The sequence below is a fragment of the uncultured Methanobrevibacter sp. genome (genome assembly GCF_947169325.1).
Taxonomy (GTDB): Archaea; Methanobacteriota; Methanobacteria; order Methanobacteriales; family Methanobacteriaceae; genus Methanocatella.
The window spans coordinates 1-24,033 of sequence record NZ_CAMVPN010000034.1 but is presented as its reverse complement, the minus strand read 5'-3'; the positions used below and the strand labels follow the sequence as shown (position 1 = coordinate 24,033).

General features: G+C 36.2%; 27 protein-coding genes and 1 pseudogene. 24 read left to right on the top strand and 4 right to left on the bottom strand.

Annotated elements, in window-relative coordinates; genetic code table 11:
- The 4 genes from Q0W26_RS06190 to Q0W26_RS06175 all read left to right on the top strand — a co-directional run.
- The coding region (locus tag Q0W26_RS06190) for a hypothetical protein (protein ID WP_298523412.1) at positions 1 to 314 on the top strand (314 nt) is incomplete at its 5' end.
- 68 nt (positions 315 to 382) lie between these two features.
- Positions 383 to 1,147 (top strand): aspartate dehydrogenase, encoded by a 765-nt coding sequence (locus Q0W26_RS06185; RefSeq protein WP_298523411.1) that lies wholly within the window; start codon positions 383 to 385, stop codon positions 1,145 to 1,147.
- Positions 1,147 to 1,869, top strand: a complete 723-nt coding sequence (locus Q0W26_RS06180; protein WP_298523410.1) for a tRNA(His) guanylyltransferase Thg1 family protein — start codon at positions 1,147 to 1,149, stop codon at positions 1,867 to 1,869. The genes Q0W26_RS06185 and Q0W26_RS06180 overlap by 1 nt, the downstream gene beginning before the upstream one ends.
- Positions 1,866 to 2,531, top strand: a complete 666-nt coding sequence (locus Q0W26_RS06175; protein ID WP_298523409.1) for a Mov34/MPN/PAD-1 family protein — start codon at positions 1,866 to 1,868, stop codon at positions 2,529 to 2,531. The genes Q0W26_RS06180 and Q0W26_RS06175 overlap by 4 nt, the downstream gene beginning before the upstream one ends.
- A gap of 120 nt (positions 2,532 to 2,651) precedes the next feature.
- Here Q0W26_RS06175 and serA read toward each other — a convergent pair whose 3' ends face one another.
- Positions 2,652 to 4,226 carry a phosphoglycerate dehydrogenase gene (gene serA, locus Q0W26_RS06170; protein ID WP_298523408.1) on the bottom strand — a complete coding sequence of 525 codons (1,575 nt, stop codon included), beginning with the start codon at positions 4,224 to 4,226 and terminating at the stop codon, positions 2,652 to 2,654.
- Between the two features lie 181 nt (positions 4,227 to 4,407).
- On the opposite strand from serA, the gene Q0W26_RS06165 reads away from it, so the two are divergent.
- Both Q0W26_RS06165 and Q0W26_RS06160 read left to right on the top strand, forming a co-directional pair.
- Complete coding sequence (locus Q0W26_RS06165; RefSeq protein WP_298523407.1) at positions 4,408 to 4,746, top strand: heavy metal-binding domain-containing protein; 339 nt, start codon at positions 4,408 to 4,410, stop codon at positions 4,744 to 4,746.
- Positions 4,747 to 4,755: 9 nt separating this feature from the next.
- Positions 4,756 to 5,550: a hypothetical protein gene (locus tag Q0W26_RS06160; protein ID WP_298523406.1), complete on the top strand. Its 795-nt coding sequence runs from the start codon at positions 4,756 to 4,758 to the stop codon at positions 5,548 to 5,550.
- Here Q0W26_RS06160 and Q0W26_RS06155 read toward each other — a convergent pair.
- Together Q0W26_RS06155 and Q0W26_RS06150 are read right to left on the bottom strand one after the other, a co-directional pair.
- Positions 5,547 to 5,933, bottom strand: coding sequence for a hypothetical protein (locus tag Q0W26_RS06155; protein ID WP_298523405.1), 387 nt, complete (start codon positions 5,931 to 5,933; stop codon positions 5,547 to 5,549). The genes Q0W26_RS06160 and Q0W26_RS06155 overlap by 4 nt on opposite strands.
- Positions 5,934 to 5,942: 9 nt before the next feature.
- Complete coding sequence (locus tag Q0W26_RS06150; RefSeq protein WP_298523404.1) at positions 5,943 to 6,875, bottom strand: transcriptional regulator; 933 nt, start codon at positions 6,873 to 6,875, stop codon at positions 5,943 to 5,945.
- A 59-nt stretch (positions 6,876 to 6,934) separates the two neighbouring features.
- On the opposite strand from Q0W26_RS06150, the gene Q0W26_RS06145 reads away from it, so the two are divergent.
- The 10 genes and pseudogenes from Q0W26_RS06145 to Q0W26_RS06100 all read left to right on the top strand — a co-directional run bounded on the left by Q0W26_RS06145 (position 6,935) and on the right by Q0W26_RS06100 (position 16,382).
- Positions 6,935 to 8,194, top strand: coding sequence for a tRNA(Ile)(2)-agmatinylcytidine synthase (locus Q0W26_RS06145; protein WP_298523403.1), 1,260 nt, complete (start codon positions 6,935 to 6,937; stop codon positions 8,192 to 8,194).
- Positions 8,195 to 8,593: 399 nt separating this feature from the next.
- A pseudogene (locus Q0W26_RS06140) lies at positions 8,594 to 9,844 on the top strand (DUF3100 domain-containing protein).
- A gap of 176 nt (positions 9,845 to 10,020) precedes the next feature.
- Positions 10,021 to 10,920 carry a DUF3100 domain-containing protein gene (locus tag Q0W26_RS06135; RefSeq protein ID WP_342765339.1) on the top strand — a complete coding sequence of 300 codons (900 nt, stop codon included), beginning with the start codon at positions 10,021 to 10,023 and terminating at the stop codon, positions 10,918 to 10,920.
- Complete coding sequence (locus Q0W26_RS06130) at positions 10,920 to 11,411, top strand: hypothetical protein (protein ID WP_298523401.1); 492 nt, start codon at positions 10,920 to 10,922, stop codon at positions 11,409 to 11,411. Before Q0W26_RS06135 ends, Q0W26_RS06130 begins: the two co-directional genes overlap by 1 nt.
- Positions 11,412 to 11,499: 88 nt before the next feature.
- Positions 11,500 to 12,903, top strand: coding sequence for an MmgE/PrpD family protein (locus Q0W26_RS06125; RefSeq protein ID WP_298523400.1), 1,404 nt, complete (start codon positions 11,500 to 11,502; stop codon positions 12,901 to 12,903).
- 4 nt (positions 12,904 to 12,907) lie between these two features.
- Positions 12,908 to 13,810 carry a peptidase gene (locus Q0W26_RS06120; protein WP_298523399.1) on the top strand — a complete coding sequence of 301 codons (903 nt, stop codon included), beginning with the start codon at positions 12,908 to 12,910 and terminating at the stop codon, positions 13,808 to 13,810.
- A 4-nt stretch (positions 13,811 to 13,814) separates the two neighbouring features.
- Entirely contained in the window at positions 13,815 to 14,687 is an 873-nt protein-coding gene (locus tag Q0W26_RS06115) for a fumarate hydratase (protein WP_298523398.1), read from the top strand.
- A gap of 43 nt (positions 14,688 to 14,730) precedes the next feature.
- Complete coding sequence (locus Q0W26_RS06110) at positions 14,731 to 15,531, top strand: citryl-CoA lyase (protein WP_298523397.1); 801 nt, start codon at positions 14,731 to 14,733, stop codon at positions 15,529 to 15,531.
- 1 nt (position 15,532) lies between these two features.
- On the top strand, positions 15,533 to 16,042 hold the full coding sequence (locus Q0W26_RS06105) for a nitroreductase family protein (protein ID WP_298523413.1): 510 nt from the start codon (positions 15,533 to 15,535) through the stop codon (positions 16,040 to 16,042).
- A gap of 1 nt (position 16,043) precedes the next feature.
- Positions 16,044 to 16,382, top strand: a complete 339-nt coding sequence (locus Q0W26_RS06100) for a hypothetical protein (RefSeq protein ID WP_298523396.1) — start codon at positions 16,044 to 16,046, stop codon at positions 16,380 to 16,382.
- Here Q0W26_RS06100 and Q0W26_RS06095 read toward each other — a convergent pair.
- Positions 16,372 to 16,701, bottom strand: a complete 330-nt coding sequence (locus Q0W26_RS06095) for a hypothetical protein (RefSeq protein WP_298523395.1) — start codon at positions 16,699 to 16,701, stop codon at positions 16,372 to 16,374. The two genes, Q0W26_RS06100 and Q0W26_RS06095, sit on opposite strands and share 11 nt — an antisense overlap.
- Positions 16,702 to 16,764: 63 nt before the next feature.
- On the opposite strand from Q0W26_RS06095, the gene Q0W26_RS06090 reads away from it, so the two are divergent.
- The 8 genes from Q0W26_RS06090 (at position 16,765) to Q0W26_RS06055 (ending at position 24,008) form a co-directional block, all read left to right on the top strand.
- Positions 16,765 to 17,115: a hypothetical protein gene (locus tag Q0W26_RS06090; protein WP_298523394.1), complete on the top strand. Its 351-nt coding sequence runs from the start codon at positions 16,765 to 16,767 to the stop codon at positions 17,113 to 17,115.
- A 165-nt stretch (positions 17,116 to 17,280) separates the two neighbouring features.
- Positions 17,281 to 17,595: an HrpE/YscL family type III secretion apparatus protein gene (locus Q0W26_RS06085; protein ID WP_298523393.1), complete on the top strand. Its 315-nt coding sequence runs from the start codon at positions 17,281 to 17,283 to the stop codon at positions 17,593 to 17,595.
- An 11-nt stretch (positions 17,596 to 17,606) separates the two neighbouring features.
- Complete coding sequence (locus Q0W26_RS06080) at positions 17,607 to 19,610, top strand: V-type ATP synthase subunit I (protein WP_298523392.1); 2,004 nt, start codon at positions 17,607 to 17,609, stop codon at positions 19,608 to 19,610.
- A 63-nt stretch (positions 19,611 to 19,673) separates the two neighbouring features.
- Positions 19,674 to 20,159, top strand: a complete 486-nt coding sequence (locus Q0W26_RS06075; RefSeq protein WP_069573492.1) for a V-type ATP synthase subunit K — start codon at positions 19,674 to 19,676, stop codon at positions 20,157 to 20,159.
- A 13-nt stretch (positions 20,160 to 20,172) separates the two neighbouring features.
- Positions 20,173 to 20,784, top strand: coding sequence for a V-type ATP synthase subunit E (locus Q0W26_RS06070; protein ID WP_298523391.1), 612 nt, complete (start codon positions 20,173 to 20,175; stop codon positions 20,782 to 20,784).
- Between the two features lie 16 nt (positions 20,785 to 20,800).
- Positions 20,801 to 21,955: a V-type ATP synthase subunit C gene (locus Q0W26_RS06065; protein ID WP_298523390.1), complete on the top strand. Its 1,155-nt coding sequence runs from the start codon at positions 20,801 to 20,803 to the stop codon at positions 21,953 to 21,955.
- On the top strand, positions 21,952 to 22,269 hold the full coding sequence (locus tag Q0W26_RS06060) for a V-type ATP synthase subunit F (protein WP_298523389.1): 318 nt from the start codon (positions 21,952 to 21,954) through the stop codon (positions 22,267 to 22,269). Before Q0W26_RS06065 ends, Q0W26_RS06060 begins: the two co-directional genes overlap by 4 nt.
- Positions 22,266 to 24,008: an ATP synthase subunit A gene (locus Q0W26_RS06055; RefSeq protein WP_298523388.1), complete on the top strand. Its 1,743-nt coding sequence runs from the start codon at positions 22,266 to 22,268 to the stop codon at positions 24,006 to 24,008. Before Q0W26_RS06060 ends, Q0W26_RS06055 begins: the two co-directional genes overlap by 4 nt.
- Positions 24,009 to 24,033: the final 25 nt, after the last annotated feature.

Genomic DNA, 24,033 nt, shown 5'->3' with positions numbered 1-24,033 from the left:
GATTAGGAACCATTTCAAAATTACAAGTAAGAGCAATTGAACAAGAAAGAAAACCAGCAGGATTTGTAAATCAATTCTTAGGATCCATTCGTGGTGAATCACCTGAAGACACAGACATGAGATCTTTCCAAAATGATTTGTTGACTGTTGACTTTGACAAAGTTCAAGCTATTGGGGACATCATGTTAATTAATCCTAGGGACATTAAAAAAGTAGCTCCTGAACCACAAATTCCTCAACAAGCAGCTCCAAAACCAACTGAAACCCAACCACAAAATGATGCTCAAGTTCAATTTGAGCCTGAAAGATTATAGATAATCTTTCCGTTTTTCTTTTTTTGTTTTTAATTTAATTTTAACAGACTTATTTTAAAGTGATTACTATGAAAGTAGGTATTATAGGCTGCGGAGCTATAGCAAACATTATTACAACCAGCATAGTTCCAGAAAATAACGGTATTGAAATTGCATACTTTTTCGATAAGGATATTGAAAGGGCGGAAAACCTTGCAAGTTTTGCGGGGGGTGTAGCGGCACTTGACTTTGATGAGATGGTGGATAATGTCGATTTGGTCTTGGAATGTGCTTCACCAGATTCAGTTAAGCATTTTGCACCTAAAATATTGAAAAAAGGACGTGACATGATTGTCATGAGCATCGGTGCATTCATGGATATGGATTTTTATCATGAAGTGGAGCAGATAGCCAAGCAAAACAATGCCAAAATCCATTTGCCGTCAGGCGCCATCGTAGGTTTGGACGGAATCAAGGCGGTCGCTAAATTTGGCCTTAAGGAAGTAAGTTTGATTACCCGCAAATCTCCAAAATCACTTGGAAAAGATATTGATGATGTTGAAGTGCTTTTTGAAGGAAAAGCCTCTGAAGCGGTTAAGGAATTTCCTTTAAACATTAACGTTGCCGCAACAATAAGCATAGCCTGTCAAAGGGACATTGATGTTAAAATCATTGTTGATCCGAATGTGGACAGAAACGTGCATGAAATAACTGCAAAAGGGGACTTTGGTGAATTTAAAACAACAACAATGAACTATCCTTGTGCTGCCAATCCAAAAACCAGCATGTTGGCTGCTCTTTCAGCCATCAGATTGCTTAAAAGTTTCAATGAGACTATTAGTGTGGGAATGTAATGAAGGAATACGAAGTTTATTCATCTCTGAAAGTTCCAAAAAACTCCAAAATCATAATGCGGCTTGATGGAAGAAGTTTCCATACCTTGGCACGTGATTTGGAATTGATTAAACCATATGATGAAAATTTCTACAAAGTGATGTCCCAGGTTTGCAGAGATCTTTTTGAAGAGTTTTCACCGCTGTTTGTTTACACATTTTCAGATGAAATAAGCTTGCTTTTTGATAAGGTTCCTTTTGACGGTCGCATTGAAAAATTGAATTCTGTAATTGCCAGTTTTACTGCAAGTTCATTTGTAATGCATTATAATCGAGAATTTAAAAAGCCTCCTGCTTTTGATTCAAGAGTCATTCCCATAAGTGATGATGATATTGTCAAATATTTCAAGTGGAGGCAGGATGAGTCATGGGTCAACTGCGTTAACTCACATGGGATATCCTACCTCAAATCCAAGTATCCAAATAATGTTGCAAACGATAAAATAAAAGGCATGAACTTAAGTGATGTCCATGAATTATTGTTTGAAAACGGCATTAACTTGAATAATGTTGAAACATACAAAAAAAGGGGAATAGGAATATATAGGAAAAACAAAAAAGTCGTAGGTTTCAACAAAAAGGAAAATAAAGATCAGGTTTCATACAGAAGCCACATATTCATAGACTGGGAAATTCCAATATTCGGCGATGAATTCTTCAAGGAAATGGATGTGATAGATTGAGTTTTATTTCAAAAATATTCAAAAATGATGAAGGGGAATTTAGGGAAGTAAGAGTCGACATTGAAGTTCTAGAATCCGTCATCTATTATGCAAAACATGCCTATCCGAACGAATTTCTGGCTTTTTTTGACGGTGAAATCAAAAATAAGATTCTATATATTACAAGTTTGATTTTTGTTCCGGGTGAAACCTGTGAAACCGGAGCGGTTGTTCACACCGAGCTGATTCCAATGAACACCAAATATTTGGGGTCAGTACACTCACATCCAGGGCCAAGCGCACAGCCGTCAAGCGCAGATTTAAAGACATTTTCAAAGTACGGATACTTTCACATGATTGTATGTCTGCCATATAGTTTCGAGACATTCAGGGCTTATGACCGGTATGGGAATCCTCAAAACTACAGCATTGGCGATTACAGCTATTTGGTCAATGATGATGTTGTCAGTGAGTTTTTTGATGAGGATGATGTTGTAACTGATGATGATGAATTCAAACCTGGATTTTTTGATGAAAAGGATGATGAATTCTTCAAAACACTTGATGAAGAGCGGAAAAACCAATATCAGGATTATGAAAATCAGTCACGTCCTCAAATAATTAAAATTGAGTTAAATCCCGACGGCACTATCAAGAACATCATCAGGGAATCTAAAAAATAGCTATTTTTAATGGTTGAAAAAATAAAAAATAAAAAAGGATATCTAAAGAATTTAAGGAATAAATCTTTTTTTGGTTGAAAAAAAATAAAAAATAAAAAACAATATGGTGAAAATTGTTTTTTATAACTCTAATCCGTTTGCTTCATAGACATTGTCTAAAGCTTGGATTTCTTTAATAACATCTTTTGGAATCTCTTTGTCTAAAGTTAGAACCATGATGGCTCTTCCGCCTTTTTCATCTCTTCCAACTTGCATGATTCCGATGTTGACGTTGTGTTCTCCTAATTTTGTACCGATTTTACCGATACTTCCAGGAACATCTTCATATTTTGCAATGAACATGTGTCCTTCAGGAATAACATCAACCCAGTAATCGTTTACTTTTAAAATTCTTGATTCGTGAAGGTGAGTTCCTACAGCTGAGAATTTGTCGTCTGCACTTTTTGCAGTGACTTTGATTAATGAGTCATATCCTTTTGCATTGTCTTTTCTTCCTTCAGTAATGCTTATTCCTCTGTCTTTTGCAACAAGAGTGGAATTTACAGCGTTGACAGGGGAGCTTAAGAATGGATTTACAACTCCTTGGATAACAGTTCTTGTTAAAATTTCAAGGTTATCGATTTCAGCTAATTCTCCACTGTAAATAATTTCAATTTCTTTGATTTTGCCGTTGACTCCTTGGGAGATGAATCTGCCTAATTTTTCACACAATTCCATGTATGGAGCAACTTCCTGGTAGGTATTGTGATCAATACGAGGCATGTTCAATACGTTTCTTGGAGATTTTCCTTTTGCCAGGTCGATAATCTCATCCGCAACAATAATTGCAGCATCCCTTTGAGCTTCTTTTGTTGAAGCTGCAATGTGTGGAGTCAATACGATATTGTCGAGTTCGAATAATTTTGAATCTGCAGCAGGAGGTTCCTCTTCGTATACGTCTAATGCAGCACCGCCGATTTTATTGTTTACCAATGCATCATATAAAGCATCTTCATCGATGATTCCGCCACGTGCACAGTTGACGATGTATGCTGTGTCTTTCATTATTTCAAATTGTTCAGTTGAAATTGAGTGTTTGGTTTCAGGAGTAAGAGGAACGTGAATGGTAATGAAATCTGCGTTTTTAAGCACGGTTTCAAGGTCAGTTAGGTCAACACCCATCTGTTTTGCAACTTCTTCAGGAAGGTATGGGTCATATGCCATGGCTTCCATACCGAATGCTTTACATCTGTTTACCACTTGGGAACCGATTCTACCCATTCCGATTACACCAAGAGTTTTGTTTCTAAGTTCAACACCCATGAAATTTTTCTTTTCCCATTTGCCGTCTTTTACAGATTTGTCTGCAATGGATATTTTACGGGCCATGCTTAAGATTAAACCCATGGTGTGTTCAGCTACTGTAACTGAAGTGGATTCAGGTGAGTTTACAACCATGATTCCCTTTTCGGTTGCAGCATTGAGGTCAATGTTGTCCACACCGACACCTGCTCTTGCAATTATTTTCATGTTGTCTGCTTTTTTGATTAAATCTGCAGTTAATTTTGTCCGGCTTCTTACGATAATTCCGTCGTATTCATGGATGGTATCTGCCAATTCTTCAGGAGTGATGCTGGTGTCAACAACGACTTCAGCCACTTCCTTCAGATTTTCGATACCTTTTTCATTAATAGAATCAGCAATAAGTACTTTCATATTTTCACCATATAATTCTTAATTTAAAAGGAATATTTAATAATAAATATTATATTAATATCTATTTTTTATTATATTTATATTTATGAAAATATTAACTTTAGATAGTTTTTTAATGAATAACTTATAAAATAATACTAGAAAGGATTTCAAGTTCTTTTTAAAAATTTTGGTGATAAATATGGTATCAGTAGAAGAATTCCCAATATCAACAGCAAATGACATTCCTGGTTTCAGAACAGTGGAAACAAAAGGATTTATTTACGGATTAACCGTTAGAAGCAGAGGTGCCGGCGGTCAAATCGGAGCAGGTGTAAAATCTCTCTTTGGTGGTGAAATCAACCAATATGTAAAGATGATGGAAGAGTCCAGAGAGGAAGCTCTAGGCAGAGCAATCGCACATGCAAAGGAATTGGGTGCTAACGGCATTGTTGCAATCAGATTCGACTCAAATGAAATTTCCAATGTAATGCAGGAAATCCTTGTTTACGGAACTGCAGTTGTAGTGGAAAAAGAATAAGTGATAATCATGTTTTTTGAGGACTTAACATTTAAAGGTAAATCAATTCCGCAAGTAATCCTGGGTTACGGTCCATTCATGGCGGAACCTTATTTTGGACATAGATCTAGGCTTTATCAGATGGATTTATACTCAAGTCCTCAAAATATTGCTGATGTAATAATTGAATCATACAATCAGGGCGTTCGTGCAATAAATCTGGTTAATGATCCTGTTTTGATTGAAGCATATGATATTGCATGTGAAAAAGGATGTGAAATGAAGGTCATCGCAACCGTTGGAAAGTCAGATGTGGATTATCTGAATCCCAATTATGAGGTTGCAAAAGAAGCTGACTGGGAGGAAGACATTGAATTGTTTTCCAAATATGACTGTCCGCTAATGCTTGTTGATGAGTTCATCGTTGATGCGCATGACTGGAAATTGACTTCAAAGATATTGACTAAGATTAACGATTCAGGGTCACTTTCCGGGCTAGTCACTGCATTTCCATCAAAAATGACTGATTTGCTTTTTGATAATTTGGATGTGGATTTATTTGATTTTTACATGATTCCCTTTAATTCACTTTCATATATGATGGACATTTCAGCGTTTAATGCTTCCCAAAGGGAAGAGTTCAGACAAAAATTAGTTAAATTGAATAAAAAGGTAATAGCAACCAGGGCATTGGCCGCTGGTGTATTGCAGCCTAAGGAATCGTTCACTTTTTTTAAAAATATAGATTATATTGATGCAATCACTTTGGGCGTTGCCAGTTGCGATGAGGCAAAAGAAGATTTTTCACTCTTAAAAGAGTTTTAGAGATTGACGACTTCATATTCTTCAAATGGGATGAATCCGTCTTCCTTTAAAGTCTTATTTAAGTCTGCTAGTCCGTTAATCAAATCTTTTATATTTTTATTGGATGGCTTTTTGCCAGTAATCTGCAGGTATTGTCTTGGAGAGATTTCACATAGTTCGCATTCAAAATTGCAGCATCTGTCCTTTTCTTCACAACCGTATCCCTCCTGAGCTTCATCAGTTCCAATTACGATGTCATCCAGGATTTTGGAAACACGCTCGTCAGATGCAAACATCGCAATTTTTTGAGTTTTGCCGCAAATGCCAATAGCTCTTTGTCCTTTATAGTTACAAACCCATTTTATGGGATGATTTTCCATGTCAGTAATTTGTAGATTTTCCATATAGACCACTTAACTCTCTTTTCTCTCTTTAATCATTTTAAGCAATTCTTTTGAATTTTCAAATTCCTTCAATTCCCATGATTTGATAACGGGGATGGTTCCTATTGACTCTCTTATTTTGTCATTGTTGATTATAAATACAGGTTCTGAAGTTGTAACCATTGACAGGTCTTTTAAAGGAACTGCCATTCTTTTCAATGTTTTTTCAGTTCTGTTCTTTTCGACATTTGCCATCAATGGGGAATGCTTGTCTGAACTTTTCATTTTTGCAACAGCATCAAATGGACCTTTGTTTGTTGATAATACTCCATAGCCCAGTTTTGATAAATCATTAACATCATCATTATACTCGATATCATCTTTTTGAGGTTGCTTTAACAGGTCAATGTCAAGTGTTACCTTGGTATTGAGGATTTCCTCCAGAATCATTGCAGTTTCGGTATTTGCGCGAACAATGCCGTTTTCATATTTGTACATTGTCGCCCTTGAAACATGCGCCAGATTGGCCAAATCCTTAAGTGACATCGAATATTCTTCACGGTATTGCTTTATGACATTACCGTCGATTTTGACAAAGTATCCTCCACGGTCGGCTAAGATTTCAGGATATTCGTTGTATAATATCATGTTTCTGAAAGTTTCAATGCTGATTGTTGGAATTTCATATCTTTCATAGATTACTCCGTCTTCAAGAAGTCCGTTTCTTGACTTTTCACCGATTATGATTGGTGAAGCCAGAAATATGTTTGCTAACTGTTTCATTTCACGCGCATTCTGTTCATTGATACTGTCAATGTTTAAAAATGTTTTCAGAAGTAAAATTAATAAGTTTTTACGTGCCACCAAATCAAATGATCCCTGATCATAAATGTCTGAGGTTTTATACCCTTGTGATTTCAATAAATTTTCAATCTGTTGTAGCAGTGCGGCTCGAGTTAACATATCAAAATACCTCTTTAAATTATATATTGTTTTAAATAAATATATTTGTATACTTTAAGGTGATTATAATTAATATTTTACATATTGGCATAGACGATACTGACTCTCCAGACGGCATGTGCACAACATTTCTGGCAAGCCAAATTATCAACAGATTAAATGACAATGGCATTGAACTGCTCGATTATCCTCGATTGATTAGGCTGAATCCCTTCGCTAGGTTTAAAACACGTGGAAATGGTGGTGTCAGTTTTCAAATTGAAAATGATGATAAGGCAGGTTTGGCTCGTGAAATTGTGCTTGAAGAAGTTGAAAAACTTTCAATGTTCGATTGTGACAATACCAATCCTGGCGTTATTTTTTATGAAGGTGAAATCACTTCTGAAATGGAGGATTATGCATTCAGGGCAATCTATGAGTTCATTACAATTGAAGATGCTGAAGAGTTTGGGAATTCCATAGGCTGTGAGATTCATAAGTTTAAAAAGGGACGTGGAATTATAGGATCCATTGCAGCCATTAGTCTGCCATTGACTGATTTTACTTTTGAATTGCTTGCTTACAGAAGCAGTCAAAATTACGGAACCAAAAGACAGATTGACTATGAATCCGTTTATGAGATGGACAAACAAACTTTCCCGGACACCTTCGAAAATATAGATTACGCTGAAAAATATATTGCAATTGAGCCGAAGACTCCATGCCCGGTATTGTATGGTATCAGATCAAATACAGTTGATGCACTCATAAAGGCAAAAGAGATTGTTAAAGTCAATGAGCCTATTGTGGACTGGTGCATATTCAAGACAAACCAGCACACTGACATGCATATTCAAAAGGCGAAAAATATCTCTTCAATGAAGCAGTTCGGATGTTATGAAGTTGTGGGGGAGGTAAAAAACAAACCTTCAATCATTGAAGGGGGGCACATGTTTTTCTACATCAAAGATGAGTCCGGTGAAATTGAATGCGGGGCATATGAACCCACAAAAAACTTTAGAAAAATTGTTTCTTATTTGCTGCCAGGAGATGTCATTAAAGTATTTGGGGGAATAGGGGAGCAAAATACATTCAATATTGAGAAGTTCCAAGTCATAAAATTGAATGATATTATATATCAAAATCCAATTTGTGAATGCGGTAAAAGAATGACCTCTGCAGGTGCGAATAAAGGATTCAAATGTAAAAAATGCGGGAATAAAATAGAATCCGATGATAAGGTTCCTGTTAAAATTGATAGGTTTTTAGAGAATAAAAAATTTTATGAAACTCCTGTTTCCGCTCGAAGGCACTTGTCAAAACCACTTTCAAGAATGTAGTTGTGTGTTGACACCACATTAATACAATTTTTTCATCCATTTGTTCACTTTTTGAGAATTATTTTACTATTTTTATTCCTAATTTTGGAAATAATTGGACTTAAATCATATGGGTTTATATACTACTTTTTTTATAGGTAATTGTAATCAGCATTGTCATGCTGGATAATATGCAATTATTGTGGAAAAATTAACAACTCAAATTTTCACTATTGTTGTGGAATTAAGAAAGACAGGTATTGTGACATTAATATCTAATTTTCACATATCTTTGGAGGAGATTTTATTACTAATCAGACACATCCTTTTCGAGAAAAAACAGACCGTGCAGTTAAAAAGAGACCTCCTTGGGTTGAATATAAGGTACACATTGTTGTTTTTGTTTTAGTTATCATTGCCATGTTTATTGGTGTAATTGAGATTAGGATTACTGACAATATTCAGATTATTTTATTGCCTTTGTTATATGCTTTGGTTATGGGTTTGGCTCTTTTTTTAGCAAAACCTATTAAATTTGTAGGCAGTAAGCAATCTAAAGTTGCTGAAGGAGTAATGGTTTTATTTATTGGGGTTCTAATTGCCAAATTGGCAATTTCAAGTGGCCAATCAATAAGTGATATTTTTAATGTTGGTCCTGCTTTGATTTTACAACAATTTGGAGATTTGGGGACTCTTATAGCATTGCCTGTTGCTTTATTTTTGGGTTTTAGAAGGGAAGTTATTGGTATGACCAGTTCTATCTGTCGTGAACCTAATTTAGGGGTTATTATTGATAAATATGGATTCAAGTCTCCCGAAGCACGTGGAGTGTGAGCAATTTTTGTCATTGGGTCCATTATAGGGACTGCTTTTATTAGTCTTTTATCAAGCATTTCCGTTTCAGTTTTACCTATCCACCCATATGCTTTTGCAATGGCATCAGGTATTGGAAGTGCAAGTATGAATGCGGCCTCCTTGGCTTCAATATCTCATATCTACCCTTCATTGGCTACTGATTTGGAAGCTTTTGCAGGTTGCAGTAATCTTCTTTCATTCTGCTTTGGTATTTATATGTGTATTTTTGTTTCCATACCTCTTGCAGAAAAATTATATGGATGGTTATCTCCACATTTGTCCGATAGTGATGAGGACTCTATTGATGATGAATATGACATTCAGGGTGTAAAACAGGACAAGTATGTCTCTAAAGATGAATTGTCTTGGGGAAAACTTGAAAGATGGGGAGCATTGCTTTTAATCTTTTCAGTTATTGCCACTGTCGGAAACTTTGTGGGTTATCACTCTCCAATAATCGATTCTTTCATTGGGATGATAATAATTTCTCTTGTTACTATTGTGGGCATGTCTCTTGAAAGGATAATTCCAGTCAACATCCAATCAATTATTTACATTAGCTTAATTGGGATACTTATAGCTATTCCGGGTGTTCCAACATCTAATTTTGTTGTTCATTATGTTTCACAAATTAATTTGGCCACAATTTGCACTGCATTTTTAGCTTATGTTGGAATAGCGATAGGTAATGACTGGACAGAATTTAAAAAGATTGGTTGGAAAGGAATTATTATTTGTATGATTGTCATTACCGGAACTTATCTAGGTTCTGCAACTATTGCGCACATTACCTTGGCGGTTACTGGAATGATATAATCTTCCAGGATGAGAGATTATATTTGCAGGTATTCAATATTTATTTTTTCTTATTTTGTGAAATTTATTACTGTAATATGTTCTCATTTTGTGATATTTTTAGAATAAATGCAATGACTTTAAATAATAGGTTTGAAGAAATTATTAGTATACGAGTATATTATTATATTTTTCATATCCTTTGGGAGTGGATTTTTATTCCAAATAAAGATGGGCAAGTTGAGCATATTTACCGTGAAAAAACGGATAAAAGGATTTTGAAGAAAAATCCTTGGAGAGACTACAAGTTACATGGTACGGTACTTGTTCTAGTTATTATTGCTGAGTTAATCGGCACTATAAAGATTCCACTTACTAAAGATGTTGCCATCACTATAATGCCTTTGATTTACACTATTATTCTTGGCCTTGCCTTTTATTTAATCAAGCCTATTAAATGGATTCAAAGAAAACAGGCACGTATTGCCGAAGGGGCAATGATGCTTTTCATCGGTGTTCTCATTGCAAAGCTTGCTGTATCCAGTGGTCAATCCATCAGTTTGATTTTTGACATGGGGCCAGCATTGATATTGCAGGAATTGGGTCACCTTGCAACAATTTTAGTTCTTCCAATTGCACTTCTTTTAGGATTTAAAAAAGAATCCATTGGTATGACCAACTCTATTGGTCGTGAACCGAACGTTGCTGTAGTTGTAGATAAATATGGTTTCAATTCTCCCGAATCAAGGGGAGTATTTGCAATATTTATTATCGGTACTGTAATAGGTACAATATTCATAAGCTTCCTTGTCACATTCTCATTGTCTTTCATACCGCTGCATCCCTATGCATATGCTATGGCCAGTGGTGTAGGAAGTGCCAGTATGAATGCTGCAGCTATCGGACCAACCCTTGCGGCGTTTCCGGGTTTGGAAACTCAAATTGAAGCATTTGCAGGATTCAGTAATCTGCTTTCATTCTGTGTTGGTATTTATATAGTAATATTTGTTGCTATCCCTCTAACTGAAAAGATTTATAACTGGTTGGAGCCAAAAATTGGAAGGGATCCGATTGTACCTAAAAAGGAGGATGAATAATGCCTGACTTAATTGACGGGTCTGAAAACGTTACTGTTCATGGTATATTTAATTGGATAGTATTGTTAATCATATTTTCAATTATAACTGTGATTGGTAACTATTTAGGTTACAAACACCCAATGACTGATTCATTGGTTGGTATGGGAATTTTATCTCTCATTACTCTTGCTGGAGTTTGGTTAGAGAGATATTTGCCTTTTAATATTTCTTCAATACTTTATATAAGTGTATTTGGTATAGTGCTTGCATTTCCGGGAATGCCTACTTCGGAATTTGTCCTGTATTATGTTTCAAAGGTTGAACTGTTATCTATCGTTACAGTCTTTTTGGCATATGTCGGTATTGGTATGGGTAAAAGCTGGGATGAATTCAAGGCTTTGGGTTGGAGAGCGATTGTCATTACTGTTCTGGTAATTGCCGCCACTTATTATGGTGCAGCTATTGTCGCACACATTGTATTAGTTTTATCTGGAGTTCCTGCCGCTTAAGGCAATATTTACTTCATTTTGAAAAATTGTTTCCATCTAAAAGTTAAATTTTTAATCTACCTTTTACAAATATTATTTTAGGTGTTTTATGTTTTTAAAAAATATTTCTAAATTTATTTCAAACTATCGTTATGAACAAGCAACTGTGGAATCCATCACCACTGTAAAAGCTGCTTTTTTAGATTTTTTTGGAGTAACCTACCGAGGAGCGAATGAAGAAGCCTCAAACATAGCTTTTAATACAGTTGAAGAAATATTTTCAGGAAATATTAATTTAAATTTAAAAGCTTCTGTTATTGGAAGAAATCTAAAAACCGACATTTTGAGCGCGGGATTTTTAAATGGCGTTTCCGCTCATGTGCTTGAATTGGATGATGGTCACAGGGGAGCTCAAATCCATTTGGGGTCAGTAATATTTCCAACAGCTCTTGCAATTGCTGAGAGCAACGATTTGAGTGGAAGGGAATTCCTTGAAGGTGTCATTGTCGGTTATGAAGTTGGAATTCTGCTTGGAAAAATAGTCAATCCTATGCATAGAAATAAGGGATTTCATACAACAGGCACCATTGGGGCTTTTGTTGCAGGTGCTGTTGCTTCCAAATTGCTAAAGCTTGATGATAATCAAATCCTAAATGCATTGGGATTATGTGGAACTCAGGCTGCAGGACTTCTGGAATCAGACCATGGGGGATCAATGGGAAAATCTCTTCATGTTGGAAAGGCGGTTTACAATGGAATTTTATCTGCAGTCCTTGCAAGAAACGGTTTTACCGGTACTGGCACAATCCTTGAAGGAAATGAAGGATTTCTAAAGACAATGGTCTGTGATGACTATTCTGCTGAAGAATTTTCTTTTGAACAGAGAATCAAGGATGTTGGAAAAGTGCGTGTTCGTGACATCTACTTTAAAAAATATCCGTTCTGCAGACACATTCATTCATCAATAGATACGGCTTTAAAGCTAAAGGCAAGTATCGGGGATGAATATGACCATATTGAAAATATCGCTGTTAAGACATATTCCGTTGCGGCTGAACATGACAATTTCAATCCTAAAAATGTTGAGGAGCTAAGGCAGTCCTTGCCTTATGCAGTCGCAATATCTTTGGTTGTCGGCGAAGTCACTGTTGATGATATTCATCAATTAATTGAATATGGTCTTCTGGACAATTATTCCACTGTTGATAAGGTAAACAGCATTAAAAATCTGGTCAACAGGATGATAATCCTTTCAGATGAGCAATTAAACTTACTTTATCCGGAAAAAAGGCCGTCAAATGTAATCATCAAACTCGACAAGGAGTTTAGAAACGGGGTATTTCAGAATATCACTTTGCTTCCAAAAGGGGATTTCGAAAATCCATACCAGTTAAGCGAACTGATTGACAAGTTCAAATCCAACAATCCGTTATATGACGTTAGAAATCTGACTGTAATTGATTCCCTTGAAGAGTATTCAATGAAATATGTTGTTGAAAAATTAAATGGTTGATAATATGGATAAAACAAAGGATTTTTTGAAAAAAATTGGTATTGAAGAAACTTCAGCCGATTTCAAATCACCTAAACGATTTGGTGATGGCGGACAATATCGTTTTGAAGTTCCGGGAATTCAATCTCCAAAAACAATGAATGCGCTTCTAAATGAATCCTCTAAAAATAATGTTTTTATTCACAGGGTCACCCAGACAAAGGGAATAATGCTTTTAAGTGATGATGATATCAAAAAGATGGTTGATTTGGCAATCGATTATGGCTGTGAGTTATTTTTATCCGTAGGTCCAAGAGCCACTTATGATACCTCTGCAACTGTCCACACCAAAGAGGGAAGCAGAATAGGGTATCGCCTTAGAGGTTACGATAATCTGGTTTATGCAATTGAAGATGTAAAAAGGGCATGCAATTTGGGAGTTAGAGGAATATTGCTGTACGATGAAGGTCTTCTTTGGGTTTTAAATAAGATGCGCAGTGAAGGGGAAATTCCAAAAAATGTTCATTTTAAACTGTCTGCACATGCGGGCCATTCAAACCCTGCCTCTGCAATCATGCTGGAAAATATGGGGTTGAATTCATTAAATCCGGTAAGGGACTTGCAAATCCCAATGATTGCAGCCATTAGAAATGCAATCGACATTTCTTTGGATCTGCACACTGAAAATCCGAAATCCACTGGAGGATTCATCAGGCATTATGAGGTTCCGAAATTCATTGACGTTGCTTCACCGGTTTATTTGAAAACCGGAGGTTCGGTAGCAGCAAATCACAACTGGGACACTACAGAAAAAGAGGCAATTGCCCGTATAAAGCAGGTCATGCTGGTTAAAAGAATGATTGATTCATACTGTCCTGATGCTGTTGCATCTCCTGAAAAATCAGATGACTTATCAACTCCTGAGTGATTTTATGGACATTTTAGGTGAGATTTCCAAATCTATTATTGACGCTTCAACTGCTTTAAGCAGCGATAAATTAAATGCATTAACCAAAGCCCTTGAAATTGAAGATAATGAAAATGCTCGATGGGCATTAACGCAGATTCTTGACAACTATAAAGTGGCAAGTAAAACCGAGTTTCCTTTATGTGATGATACGGGAATCCCGCATGTTATTGTCGAAATAGGCTCCGAACGGGAGATTTCAGGCGAGCTGTTAAATCAGATTCATGAAGGAATTGCATTGGGTTTGGATAATCTTCCTGCAAGGCCAATGGCAGTTAAAGGGGATGAAATCCAAAGAATTGAGCAGTCTGAAGGATTGTTTGAAAAACCAGGAATGCTTAAGCCAGCATCTGTTTTAATAGATTCACGAAATGATGAATCTTCCTATAAAAGGGATATTTCTTCCGATACTTTGAATATTCATTTTATCCTTGAAGGGGGAGGTCCTGAAATCAGGGCCAGGACCTATAGGGTTTACCATAAGCGTTCATTTTCAAATGTCATTGACACGGCAATTGATTGGTTATCCGATTCATTAAGGTTATTGGGATGCACACCTTCAATTCCATCAATAGGCATTGGCAGGACACACTATGAGGCAAATGCACTTCTTTTAAAGTCAATTGTATATGGGAACCTTGATGATATGAGTGAAGTTGAAATATACGTTAAGGACAAATTAAACGAAACGGGCATAGGGCCTTTGGGTTTCGGAGGAAAAACTACAGTTCTGGGCTCATTTGTCAATATCGGAACTCAAAGGGCAAGTGGCGTTAGGATTGTTGCTGTCAGGCCATCATGTTTTGTCGAGCCGAGAGTAGCAACATTAAAGTTATGAAAAAATATATAGTTAATATAATTAAGTTTAAGGATACATTAAAATGCAAGAGAATAATTTCAGGGTTAATCAGCATTCTTTAAAAACAGCCATATCCCGAGTGGAAACTGATAAAATCGTTACTCGGGGATATAATCAAAGAGATCTGATTGAAAAGATCAGATACAGTGACATGATTTTTTTAATGTTAAAGGGAAGGCTGCCTTCCGTTGATGAGGGAAAAATATTCAATCAGGTTCTGGTTTCCTTCTGTGACCATGGAGCAACCCCTCCAAGTACACAGACTGCCCGTCTTGTTGCGTCATCAGGTTCCCCTATGAACTCTGCTGTAGCAGGAGCATTTCTTTCATTCGGACATAAGCATGCGGGAGCTATTGAAAAGACAATGGAATTATATCAGTCCAGCATAAATTCATTATATATCACTGAGGATTCCACCATTGACAACAAGCAAATCGCAAGTTTGGCTATTGATATTTACAATGAATATGTCTTTGGTGATAAAAAGATACCTGGTTTCGGCCATAGGTATCATAATGTTGATCCAAGGGCCGATAAATTGATGGACCTTGCAATCAAGCAGGGTTTTGTTGGACCTCACGTTAAACTTGCTCTTGCCTTGGAGGATTTGGTGTATCAAAAGAAAAAAATCAGGCTTAATGTTGACGGTGCAAATGCTGCTATTCTGTCCGATTTGGGATTCAGTCCGGATTTAGGATTGGGCATTTTCATGATTGGCAGACTTCCAGGCATTATTGCACATGTTCATGAAGAAAAAATGGATGAGGATGAGTTCAGGCGCTTTTGCGATTTGGATGATATAATCTATGAAGGAGGAAGATAGAATGGAATTCATTGACGTAATTACTGAAAGGTATAGTGTAAGGGGATATTTGGACAAGGAAGTTGAAGCCGAAAAACTGGAATATGTTCTCAAGGCAGCCACATTGGCTCCGACCGGCGTCAATTATCAGCCTTTTAAAGTTTATGTCATTGACACTAAAAAACATAAGGATGCGCTGTCTAAAATCTACGGCGCTAAATGGTTTGTCGAAGCACCTTACGTTTTATGTGTTGTTGCACTTAAAGACAAGGCATGGACCCGGCCATGGGACGGTAAAAACATTGCAGATATTGATGCAACAATCGTAATGGACCATATGATTCTTGCTGCACAGGATGTTGGCCTTGGAACATGTTATATTGGGGCATTTAAAAAATATGAAGCCCATAAATTCCTGAACTTGGCTGAAAACGAAGAGCCTATTTTGTTCACTCCATTAGGTTATGGCAATGCCGAACCTCGTGAAACTCCAAGAAAGGAATTGGACGAATTTGTAGTGTATATTGATTAAAATGACTTTATTGATATTAAGTGCAGACAGTTCTAAAGAAATGGAAAACATTGCTGAGGATCTCTCAACTCATAAGTTCAAGCTTGTTGAGCAGGAAGATAACTTTATCCTGATGAAAAAGAAGCGTTACGGCAATCTTTTGATTCATGCGGTATGTTTTATCATTGCTTTGTCTGCATTTTCATTGCTTATCTTTATAAATGTGGTGTATTTCATGTACTCATACATATGGGCTTCACCGAATGTGCTGATTACCACAGAAAAGGTATCCGATGAAGGGGAGCCTTTACAGTTCAGTAGTATGGATGAGGTTTTAAACAAGGCTAACGCTATTCTATAATTTCATCTACACTATATTCTTCTATTTTTCTTATTACCAACGGTGTTTTGACATTAACGTACTCAGATTCCTCACCAATCTTTGCATTGATGAACACTTCATTAACCATAGGTTCGGTAAACAATGTCATTATGTCTGAAATGAACTCATCATAATCTTTTTGGACCTGTTCATTACTGAAGCCCAATCTTGGAAGCTCTTCTGTCCAGATGTCACTTCCCGGTGAGAATTTCTTATCTGTAATCTTATCTTCTTTTATTTCGCTGTCCATTGTAATGGAAAAGTTTTTATTAAGGATTATCCATACTGCCCTGTCCATGTATATTCATTGTTTCCTAATGATATAAATATTATGAAGTTTAATTTAAGATTAAGTGTTATTATGGCAAACGTTAAAATGTTTAAATTATTAGGCGTATTATTGGCTGTATTGCTGATAGTTTGGGGTCTACTTCCTTTCTTAAGGCATCAAACAATAACAAATGAGGTTATCGCTACTGCAATCATTTTAGTTCTTATTGGTGTTGCATACATGATTATATTATACAACCCTAGTTGGACCAAGGCAGTGTTCTTCTTTGAAGGTATTGTAATTGCGGTTGCAGGATATATGTTATTGGATTTACCTTACAGTATTGAACTTGTTGTAGTGGGGTTAATCATCATTGCAATAGCTGTACTTGCTTATATGCAGAAATTACCGCCTAGTATTTTGAAATGGTTCTATAGGTAAATTATTTACCTTTTATTTTTTTTAATTTATGATTTTTTTATCTAAATTTTATTTTTTGAATACTTTTTTTTATTTAAATTTAAATTTCAGCTATTTTTATTGATATTAAATAGTAAAAGATATATATATTACTCAACAAAAATAAATACACCATGGTGATTAATTATGGCAGAGATATCAGACGCAATCGCAATGATAAAAAAAGCTGAATCTGATGCTGAACAACTTATTGTTGATTCAGAGTCACAATCAAAAGATTTGATTGCTGAGTCAAGATTAAAAGCTGAAGAAATTATTTCCGAAGCTAAAATCGCAGCTGAAGAAGAAGCTAAAAAAACTGTTTTTGATGCAGAAGATAAGGCTAAAAAAGAAGCACAATCTATTGCTGAGCACTCTCAAGGTGAAGTAAAAGCCTTAAAAGACAAAGCTATGGCAAACGTGGATGATGCTGCTTCTATTATTGTCAAAAATATTTTGTAGTGTGAGATTATATGTTCAAGACAGCTAGAATGCGTAAAATTAGAATTGTTACACTGGAAAAGTATGTGGCTCCTACAGTGGACGCTCTCCACGAGTCAGGACTCATACAAGTCAGTGATATTTCTGAAAGCATTCAGCAAGATCCTGAATTAGCGGAATTAGTAACTCCTGCAAAAGCCACTCCTTACACAGGTAAGTTATCTTCACTTCTCATGAAAACAAACGGTATATCTGAACTACTGGGAGATTCTTTATCAGAAGGCCATGGGTTAAAAGATACTTTAATGTCTTTTATTAGTCCAGACATGCCAGTTCAAAAGGAAGTTGAAGCTTTAGATACTGAGGCTTTCATTGAAAAAGCTGAGGATACTTTAGCTCAAGTGGAGAGTAAAACAAGTGTCATTGAAGGAAAACTAGCCGCACTCGACGCTGAAACAAGTGAACTCAAGTCTAATAAAAGTTTGGCTAATCGCTTATCTAATTTTGACATGGATTTAGCTCTTTTAAAAGATTCAAAGTACACTTCTACTACTGTTGGAAGGATTAACGCTGAATCTGCTTCAGAAATCAAAAATGAATTAAGTAAATTGACAGACGAATTAGAAGTATTTACTGTTCCTATGGATGATAAGGAAGGAGAAATTATCACTGTAGTAACATTAAAAGAATTTAGTGATGATGTTTATTCAACACTTCGTAAATTCGACTTTGAGAAAATTGAAGTAGGTGATGTTGAAGGTACTCCTCAACATGTTATTTCAAAAGCTGATTCCAGGTTATTAACTATTGATTCAGAACGTGCCGCTGTAAAAACAGAGTTAAGGGCAGTTGCTGAACAATGGGACGATGAGATATTGGCTCTCAAAGAACAACTAGAAAATGAAAAAGAAAAGAACGAAATTCTTTCATCTTTTGTTCAAACTAAAGACGCTTATGTTCTTGAAGCATGGGTGCCTGTCAAAGACACAGAAAAAGTTGAACAACTGGTTGAAAAAAGTTCTGACGGACATTGTGCCTTTGAAACAATAGAGGTTGAAGGTACAGATGATGAAAATGTTCCTGTTTTACAACAAAACGGATGGTATTCAAAACCTTTCGAATATCTCGTAGATATGTACTCACCAGTACGTTACAATGCAATTGATCCAACAATATTTGTTGCAATCACTTTCCCATTCTTCTTCGGGTTCTGTTTAACCGATGCAGTTTATGGTTTAGTTGTATCCGCTATTGGTGTTGTATTGCTGAAAGGTCTTGGAAAAATCAAAGAATCAATGCATTCATTTGGTTGGATTTTAATCTGGTCCGGTCTATGGGCATTCATATTGGGTATGATAACCAATGGGTTCATTGGGGACTTCCCAGAAAGAATAGCAGGTTTCCGTTTACCAACCGTATACGGTCCGGTTGAAGCATTTGTACACCCTGATACTATTTTGATAATAGCTATTATTATTGGTCTTATTTACACCAACATAGGATTCATTATAGGTGCTATTAACAACTTAAGATACGGAAACGTTAAAGATGCAATAGGTTCTCAAATCTGTTGGTTTGTTTTTGAAGTTGGAATTATCTTACTCGCTTTAGGATTCATGATGCCTGCAATAGGCATGATTGGTATGATTTTAGGCGGTATTTTAATAGTTGCAACCATTGGAATGTTAGTTTGGGCTAACGGTGCATACGGTGTAATGGATATTTTCGGTTACATGGGTGATGTTTTATCCTACGCACGTCTTTTAGCATTATGTTTAGCTACCGGTGGTATTGCTATGACAGTTAACATTTTAGCTGAAATGTTAAACAACATGATTCCATTTGCAGGAATTGTAGTTGCAATATTTGTATTCATATTTGGTCATATAGCAAACTTCGCTTTCCAAGTATTAGGTGCATTTATTAACGCTTTACGTCTTAACTATGTAGAGTTCTTCTCACAATTCTTCATGGAAGGTAAAGGTAAATTCGAAGCTTTCAAAGCAAAAAGAACATTTACAAAACTTAAAAATTAAAAATTTTTCATTTATATCTTAAATTAAATTAAAAAATCAATATTATTTCAAAGGTGAATAAATATGGTAGAAATTGCTTTAGGTACTGCTTTAGCAGCTATTGGTGCTGGAGTAGCAATTGGTTTTGCCGGATTAGGTTCCGGTTTAGGTCAAGGTATGGCAGCTGCTGGTTCTGTAGGAGCAGTTGCAGAAGACAATGACATGTTTGCAAGAGGTATTATTTTCTCTGCATTGCCAGAAACTCAGGCTATTTACGGTTTCTTGGTTGCAATCTTATTATTAGTTTTCTCCGGATTATTAGGTGGAGGACAAGGTTTACCTACCGAAGCAGGTATTGTTGCTATCGGTGTAGGTGCATCCATTGGTTTCGCCGGTTTAGGTTCCGGTATGGGTCAAGGTATGGCAGCAGCATCCTCTGTAGGTGCTATTGTAGAAGACAATGATATGTTTGCTCGTGGTATTATCTTCTCTGCATTACCAGAGACACAAGCTATTTACGGTTTCTTGATTGCTATTTTACTTATGGTATTCGGTGGAATCTTAGGTTAAGGAGGCAATTTATATGAGCTCAGGCACAGATAAAATTGTTTCAAGCATTATGTCTGAAGCCCAAGAGAAAGCTGATGTAATCATTCAAGATGCAAACGCAAACGTTTCAGAAATTACCGCAAAAGCTGAAAAAACTGCAGAAGCAGAAAAACTTAAAATTTTAGACAATGGTAAAAAACAATCTGATATGAGATATCAGCAAATTATCTCTGAAGCTAAGATGAATGCTCGTAGAGCAAAATTAGGCGCTAAAGAAGAAGTAATCGAAGCGGCTTTCAATCAAGCAACTGGAGAATTAAAAGCTAAAGCAGCTGATGGTGATGAAGATTATAAAGATTCATTGGCAAAAATGATTCAAGAGGCTGCTAATGAAATTGGTCATAATGATTTAATTATCCATTTAAACGAAGCCGATACAAACCAATTTAAAAAAGATTTATCTTCAGGTGACAGTTTTGAAATTGATGGCATTAAATTCACATTAGGCGAACCTATCAAAGCCATTGGTGGAGCTATCTTAAAAACTAGCAATGGAGATATTGAAGTAAATAATACAATAGAAGCTAGATTAGAAAGATTCAAAAGTATCTTACGTAGTGAAGTTGCTGAAGTTTTATTTAAATAATTAGGAGGATAAATATATGGCAGATGAAATTGCTACCTTGATAAGTTCTGTAGGACTAACACAAGAAACATTTCTTGTATTCTGTATTATAGCAATACTTGTTGTAGGTGCAGTCGTTGTAATCATTACATCTAGACCAATTTTGGACATTTATCCTTATCTCAATCCAAGTGCAAGAGTAAGAGCTAGAAAAGGAAGACTCTTTGATGAAAAACAGATTTCTGAAATTGTTGAAACCAACAATGTCGAAGAAGTTGAAAACTATCTCAGAGGAGTCCCTGAATACGCTGATGTTTTAGACGAATATCCACTCGATAAAGCATTGGACGTTGAACGTGCAAACACTTATGACTTTGTTGCAAGATTAGCTCCTAAAGATATTAAAGATCCATTTGTTGTAATGTCTAAAAAAGCAGATATCGACAATATCAAAAGTCTTTTAACTGCTAAAGAAGTTGGACTTACAGCTGATGAAACAAGGGAATTACTGATTCCTTGCGGATCATTATATGATGATTTGGAATCTTTAGCTGACGCTGATAACGTAACTGACATTGTAACAAGTTTAGACAGTACTGAATATGCACAAGCTTTAGAAGATGCTCTTCCACAATACGAAGCTACTGATATGGTTCTTCCATTAGAATCTGCTTTAGATAAATATTATTTAGGCAAATTATTACGTTCTACTGATGTTCCTTCCGATGAAAACAAACAGATATTATATTCATATGTTGGAACTCAAGTTGATGTAGCTAATCTTAAACTAATTATAAGGGCAAAAGAAGATGGCCTCGACTATGATGCAATCGCTCCTTATATACTAGAAGAAGGATACCAATTACGTGAATGGAAACTAAAAGATTTAATGGAATCTCCGGATGTTACCAATGTGGTTTCCGGTTTGGAAGGAACAAAATATGCTGATGCATTGACTGACGTAATGCCAGTATACAATGAAACTGGTTCAGTTGCTGTATTTGAAAAGGCATTGGATGCTTACTCTTCCGAATATTCAAAATCTTTAGCATCTAAAAAACCATTAGGTATTGGTCCAATTATTGGTTATTTAAGTCAAAAAGAAAGTGAAATCAAAAATTTAAAAATTATTGCAAGGGCAAAAAGAGAAGCAGACTTCCCTAATGCTAAAATCATGGAGATGTTAATATGAGTTCAGTAGCAATTATTGGTGATATTGACACTGTTTCAGGATTTAGATTAGGTGGTGTCAAAAAAGCAGAAGTAGTAAATACTCCTGAAGAAGCTATTGTTGCTTTTGATAAATTTTTAGATGAAGAAATTTCAATTATTATTATTACTCAAGTATTGGCAAATGAAATGAGAAATCATATTAATAGAAAAATTGGTTCAAATGTTTTACCAATGATAATTGAAATACCTGATAAAGATGGGTCCTCAGAAGGATCATCTGATCAAATAAATGACCTTATTAAAAGAGTTATCGGGGTAGAGATGGTTAAATGATTATTGAAGGAAATATTATTAAGATTGCTGGGCCTGTTATTGTCGCAGATGGTATGAGAGGGGCTCAGATGCTTGAGATGGTTAGGGTAGGTGACGAGAAGCTTATCGGAGAAATCATCGAGCTCGAAGGTGACACCGCAACTATCCAAGTATATGAAGAAACAGCCGGTATCCAACCGGGTGAAGTAGTTGAATGTACTGGGGGAGCATTGTCAGTAGAACTTGGTCCAGGTATTATGAGTTCTATTTACGACGGTATTCAAAGACCTTTAAGAATCATCAGAGAAGAATCTGGTGATTTCATTGCAAGAGGTATTGATGTAGACTCCATTAACAAAGAGAAAAAATGGGCTTTCAAACCAGTAGCAAAAGTTGGAGATGTTTTACAAGCTGGAGATGTACTCGGTGAAGTACAAGAAACTACAGCTGTTTTACACAAAATTATGGTTCCTCCTGCTCTTGAAGGTGAAGTTACCGAAATTGCAGCTGAAGGGGAATACACTGTATTGGATGACATCGCTACTGTTGGTGGTGAAAAAGTACAAATGCTCCAAAAATGGCCTGTAAAAAGAAGCCGTCCATATGTAAGAAAATTAGACCCTGATATACCTTTAGTAACCGGTCAAAGAGCACAAGACACTTTCTTCTCTGTAGCTAAAGGTGGGGCAGCAGCTATTCCAGGTCCTTTCGGATCAGGTAAAACTGTTACACAACAACAATTAGCTAAATGGGCAGATGCAGACATCGTTGTATATATCGGATGTGGAGAACGTGGTAACGAAATGACTGAAGTACTTACCGAATTCCCATTCCTCGACGACCCTAAAACAGGTAACCCATTGATGGACAGAACTGTTCTTATTGCAAACACTTCCAACATGCCGGTAGCAGCTCGTGAAGCATGTGTATATACCGGTATTACTATTGCTGAATACTACCGTGACCAAGGTTACGACGTAGCTCTTATGGCAGACTCAACCTCAAGATGGGCTGAAGCTATGAGGGAGATTTCAGGAAGGCTGGAAGAAATGCCTGGGGAAGAAGGTTACCCAGCATACTTAGCATCCAGATTAGCTCAATTCTACGAAAGAGCAGGAAGAGTAGAAACTATTGGTTCAGAACCACATATTGCATCCATTTCCGTAGTCGGTGCTGTATCACCTCCTGGTGGGGACTTGTCAGAACCTGTTACACAAAACACATTACGTATCTGTAAAGTGTTCTGGGCGTTAGATGCATCCCTTGCGGATAAACGTCACTTCCCTTCAATCGACTGGCTGCAAAGTTATTCATTATATGTGGACAGTATTGAAGGTTGGTGGGCTGAAAACGTAGCAGCAGACTGGAGAGCAACTCGTGACCAAGCTATGAGCTTATTGCAAAAAGAATCCGAGTTACAAGAAATTGTACAACTGGTTGGTCCTGATGCATTACCTGAAACTGACCAAGCTACTTTGGAAACCACCCGTATGTTAAGAGAAGACTTCTTGCAGCAAAATGCATTTGACGATGTAGACACATACTGTGCACCGGATAAACAATACAAAATGTTAAAAACTATCCTTTTATTCTACAAAGAATCTCTTGCAGCTGTTAACAGAGGAGCACCAATTGCAAACATTGTAGCTTTACCTGTTAAAGAAGAAATCGGTAAAATGAAATACATCCCACAGGATGAATTTGATGGAAAAATTGCAGAAATTCAAGCAGCAATTACTAAACAATGCAGTGAGGCTTAAAAATGAATACAAATATTAAAACTAG

Coding starts and splice junctions, on each gene's coding strand:
- Q0W26_RS06150 (WP_298523404.1), bottom strand. CDS start 6,875: ATGTTAACTCGAGCCGCACTGCTACAACAGATTGAAAATTTATTGAAA.
- Q0W26_RS06160 (WP_298523406.1), top strand. CDS start 4,756: ATGTTTTTTGAGGACTTAACATTTAAAGGTAAATCAATTCCGCAAGTA.
- Q0W26_RS06055 (WP_298523388.1), top strand. CDS start 22,266: ATGATTATTGAAGGAAATATTATTAAGATTGCTGGGCCTGTTATTGTC.
- Q0W26_RS06115 (WP_298523398.1), top strand. CDS start 13,815: ATGGACATTTTAGGTGAGATTTCCAAATCTATTATTGACGCTTCAACT.
- Q0W26_RS06090 (WP_298523394.1), top strand. CDS start 16,765: ATGGCAAACGTTAAAATGTTTAAATTATTAGGCGTATTATTGGCTGTA.
- Q0W26_RS06120 (WP_298523399.1), top strand. CDS start 12,908: ATGGATAAAACAAAGGATTTTTTGAAAAAAATTGGTATTGAAGAAACT.
- Q0W26_RS06080 (WP_298523392.1), top strand. CDS start 17,607: ATGTTCAAGACAGCTAGAATGCGTAAAATTAGAATTGTTACACTGGAA.
- Q0W26_RS06075 (WP_069573492.1), top strand. CDS start 19,674: ATGGTAGAAATTGCTTTAGGTACTGCTTTAGCAGCTATTGGTGCTGGA.
- Q0W26_RS06065 (WP_298523390.1), top strand. CDS start 20,801: ATGGCAGATGAAATTGCTACCTTGATAAGTTCTGTAGGACTAACACAA.
- serA (WP_298523408.1), bottom strand. CDS start 4,226: ATGAAAGTACTTATTGCTGATTCTATTAATGAAAAAGGTATCGAAAAT.
- Q0W26_RS06060 (WP_298523389.1), top strand. CDS start 21,952: ATGAGTTCAGTAGCAATTATTGGTGATATTGACACTGTTTCAGGATTT.
- Q0W26_RS06070 (WP_298523391.1), top strand. CDS start 20,173: ATGAGCTCAGGCACAGATAAAATTGTTTCAAGCATTATGTCTGAAGCC.
- Q0W26_RS06155 (WP_298523405.1), bottom strand. CDS start 5,933: ATGGAAAATCTACAAATTACTGACATGGAAAATCATCCCATAAAATGG.
- Q0W26_RS06085 (WP_298523393.1), top strand. CDS start 17,281: ATGGCAGAGATATCAGACGCAATCGCAATGATAAAAAAAGCTGAATCT.
- Q0W26_RS06130 (WP_298523401.1), top strand. CDS start 10,920: ATGCCTGACTTAATTGACGGGTCTGAAAACGTTACTGTTCATGGTATA.
- Q0W26_RS06185 (WP_298523411.1), top strand. CDS start 383: ATGAAAGTAGGTATTATAGGCTGCGGAGCTATAGCAAACATTATTACA.
- Q0W26_RS06165 (WP_298523407.1), top strand. CDS start 4,408: ATGGTATCAGTAGAAGAATTCCCAATATCAACAGCAAATGACATTCCT.
- Q0W26_RS06105 (WP_298523413.1), top strand. CDS start 15,533: ATGGAATTCATTGACGTAATTACTGAAAGGTATAGTGTAAGGGGATAT.
- Q0W26_RS06125 (WP_298523400.1), top strand. CDS start 11,500: ATGTTTTTAAAAAATATTTCTAAATTTATTTCAAACTATCGTTATGAA.
- Q0W26_RS06180 (WP_298523410.1), top strand. CDS start 1,147: ATGAAGGAATACGAAGTTTATTCATCTCTGAAAGTTCCAAAAAACTCC.
- Q0W26_RS06095 (WP_298523395.1), bottom strand. CDS start 16,701: ATGGACAGGGCAGTATGGATAATCCTTAATAAAAACTTTTCCATTACA.
- Q0W26_RS06110 (WP_298523397.1), top strand. CDS start 14,731: ATGCAAGAGAATAATTTCAGGGTTAATCAGCATTCTTTAAAAACAGCC.
- Q0W26_RS06100 (WP_298523396.1), top strand. CDS start 16,044: ATGACTTTATTGATATTAAGTGCAGACAGTTCTAAAGAAATGGAAAAC.